A 3,618-nucleotide genomic window follows, 5' to 3' on the forward strand; every position below is an offset into this window, starting at 1 on the left:
CCCGTGCACGCGCTTGCCCCCGCCCCGCCGGCCGGGCCCGCGCCTGCGCGCGGGGCCGTGCCTGCGTCCGCTCCCGTATCCACCCGGGCCCGCGCCCGCGCTTGCTCCCGCCCCGCCGACCGGGCCGCCCTCCCTGACGCCGGCTGTGGTGCCGTCCCCGGCGCCGGCCACGACGGCTCCCCGGCCACCGGCCGTCGCCGTCGCCGTCTCGGCCTCCGCGTCGGGGTCCCTGTCCCCTTCCGTCCGCGCTGCCGCCTCCGTGTGCGCTGCCTGATGCCGGATCGCCATGGGCTGCCCGTCCCCCTGTTGAGTCGCCGTGCCGAATCGCGTGCGGTGTCGCGGTCTAGACGTCCCGCCCGTTGAACGTGTTCCCGTGTGCGGGCCCTTCACGCCCCGGACGCCGGCCTCACAGCCCGGCCTCCAGGGTGCGGACCCGCGAGGCCAGCGCCTCGCGGCGGTCCGCGGCCGCTTCCCCGAGCGCCCGCCACAGCTCCAGTGCGGAGCGGTAGGCGTCGAGCGCAGCCCGGGGGCGGGCCAGCCGCTCCAGCACCCCGCCCCGCAGCTCCTGGACTCTGGCGGCGAGTTCGACGGCGACCTCCCGTCGGTCCGCGCGGTCGGCCTCCAGGGCCGCGCGCCAGGCCCGCCGGTAGGAGTCCGCGGCCCGGTCGAGCCGCTCCAGGGCCCGGGTGTGGGCGTGGATCTCCTGCTGGACGTCCCCGTGCTCCCGCCAGGCGCGGGCCTGTTCCAGCGGGCTGCGGCTGTGCCGCACGGCGAGCTCCAGCAGGTACTCGGCCTCCCGCAGGTCCACCACGTCGCCCTCGTAGCCGTGCCGCAGCCGGAGCCCCTCCGCGAGCCGTACGAGCCGGTGCGCGGAGCGGGCGTCGGACTGCGGGATGGCGGCCCGGCTGTCGCGCAGCACCCGTACGGCCGCCGAGGTGAACCGTCGGCCGCCGGCGGCGCGGGCCCGCTGCAGGAGGACGTCGCCCCACTCGGGCAGCAGCTCCGCGTAGGCCTCCCCGTCGCGTGGGATCAGCCGGCGGGCCCTGCCGTACGCGTCGGCCGCGTCCTCCAGCGCCGCCGGGTCCCCGTCCCGCGCGGACCGGGCCCGGTGCACGCGGGCCAGGCACACCAGCGCGGCCGGCCGGAGCTCGGGGTCCCCGCCGGCCTCGGCCAGGGCCCGGCCCAGCTGGCCGGACGCCTCCTCCAGCCGGGCGGGCAGGTAGCGCAGGGCCGTGGCCAGGTCGACGCGGAGCCGCGCGGTCCGCGCCCGGTCCCGGACCTGCGCGGACCCGCCGGCCCCGGCAGCCCCCGCACCGGCAGCGGCCCCGGCCCCGGTTCCGGCATCGGCACCGGCCTCGGCACCGGCGGCCCCGAGGCCACCCGGGCCCGGCGATCGCTCCGGTGCCGCGGCGCCGGCTGCCGTGCCCGCTCCCGTTTCCGCTCCGGCGGATGTCTCCGGCAGCGCCGATGCCAGGTGTGCGGCGGCCTGTTCGGCCAGGGCCGTGCGCTCCACCGGGTCGGAGGTTCGGGGCAGCAGCGCCAGGAGCACCCGTCCCAGGGCCGGCCTCAGGGCCCCGTCGGCCCCGCCCTGCGCCGCGGCCCCCTGCCCGGCCAGTGCCTCCAGCACGGCCTGCGCCTGCAGCAGCGGAATCGGGTCGTCGCGCAGCTCGCCCAACCCGACCAGGGCCTGGGCCTGCCGCACCACGCAGTCCAGCCGCAGCCCCGCATCGCCGTCGGGGGCGGCGGCCGCGGCGGCGAACTCCCGCTCGGCGGCGGCGAGCAGCCGCGCGTCGGGCTGCTCGGCCTGCCGGGCGAGCGCCCGCTCGTACAGGACCCGGCCGCGCAGGGCACGGGCCGGCGCGGTGCGGAGCCCGCTCACCGCCTGCTCGGCCTCGGCCAGCAGTTCGGGGTCCCGCTGCCGGGCCCACAGCCGCAGCAGCACCCCGGCCAGCTCGCACTCGGCCTCGCCCGGGGCGTCGTCGGGGCCCGCGGGGGCCGCCACCGCGCGGCGCAGCACCGCGACGGCCTCGTACAGCCCGCGCTCGGCGCCGTCGCCGCCCTGGCGGTCCTGGGCGGCGATCCGGTCGCGGGCCGTGCGCACGGCCCAGCCCCGCCCGGGCGGGGGCGCGGCAGGTTCCCGGTCAGCGGTGCCCGGCGCGGCCGGCCCGGGCAGGTAGCGGCGTACGACGCGGGCGGAGACCTCGGCGAAGGCCAGCGGGAGCGGCGCGGCGGGGGCCCGTTCGTCGCCGTCCTCCTCGACCACGGGTTCCCCGGTGAGCTGGGAGACGGCGAGCGCGGGGAAGTTGCGCACCCCGCGCCCGAAGTGCGCGAGGACGTACTCCGAGCAGTGCTTGAGGACGAGGGCGGCCTCGTCCCGGCCGAGCGGTCCGAGCAGGACGTCCTGCACGCCGGGGGTGAACTCGTACCACTCCCCCGGTGCCTGGCCGCGCCTCAGGAGTCCGCTGAGCAGCACCTCCGCCAGGTCGGAGGGTTCGGAGTCGGGCAGCATGGTGCGCTGGACGAGCCGCATCACGGGCAGGGTCAGGGGGGCCGCCGACAGGTAGACGGCGAGCTGGACGGCGCGCGGCGAGGCGGAGGAGTAGAAGCGGCGGACGAGTTCGCGCGGCGGCCGCACGGCCCGCGGCGGAGGGGCGGGCGCGGCGGGGTGGTCGGCGAGGACCCGGCCCACCTCGGCCGGTACGGGGCCGGTGCCGAACCCGGCGACGAGGCGGGCCCAGGCGCCGAGCGCGGTGGCGTTCGGCGGGAGCACGGGGACGGTGAGGCCGCCGCGGAGCCGGCCGGGGCGGACGGGCCGGTCGGGCCGGAACCGGAGCTTGCCGGCGCCGCCCTCGACCCGGGTGAGGGTGCCCCGCTCGGTCGGCAGCCAGCTGCGGTTCCACAGGCGCTGGGGCAGGGGCTGGACGACGACGCAGGGGGTGCATTCGGCCCACCGGTGCAGGATCCGCTGGGCTGCGCCCTCGCGCCACAGCGGCCCGGCGCAGTCGGAGACGACCATGGTGAGGGAGCGGCCGCTGGGGTCGCGGAGCTGGTCGCCGGAGCGGAGCCGGGTGCCGGGGGCGGGGGCCTGGCCGAGGGCGGCGCGGCCGTCGGCGAGCCGCTGCAGGTAGTGGACCTGTACGTCGCGGAAGGCGCCGAGGCGTTCGCAGACGGCGCGCAGTTCCTCGAACATGTCCTGCCACACGGCCATGGAGGGTGAGGCGTCCATGACCAGTCGGACGGTCGCCTCACGCCGGCTCTCGGGCCGCAGGACGGGGATGACCAGGCCGAGGGCGCGGGCGCTGGCCTCGGCGGTGGCCGGCTCGTCGAGGACGAGGCGGGTGGGCCGGCCGGGCGGGCGGTGCCGCTGGAGGGAGCGCAGGGCGCGCTGTATGTCCAGGATCCGGGGGAGTGCGGCGGCGCCGGGGACCCGTACGGGCACCCCGGCGCCGCCGGGGAAGGCGGCGGCCTCCTCGGCGGCGGTGCCGGCCAGGCGGGCGGCGTAGAGCCGGACCGGGTCCTCGGGCCCGGGCCCGGGGGGTGCGGGCCCGTCCTCGGGCGGCGGTTCGTCCTGCCGCACCGGACGGCGTGCGGGGCGGGCGGTGTCGGCGGGTGCGGTGG

Annotated in this window: 1 protein-coding gene; it reads right to left on the reverse strand. The window is 79.8% G+C overall.

What is annotated here, in order from left to right:
• Window positions 1-406 precede the first annotated feature (406 nt).
• A partial coding sequence (locus tag HYE82_RS35035) for an SAV_2336 N-terminal domain-related protein (RefSeq protein WP_179178265.1) occupies window positions 407-3,618 on the reverse strand: 3,212 nt, incomplete at its 5' end.

It is taken from the genome of Streptomyces sp. BR123, from assembly GCF_013401435.1.
GTDB lineage: Bacteria > Actinomycetota > Actinomycetes > Streptomycetales > Streptomycetaceae > Streptomyces.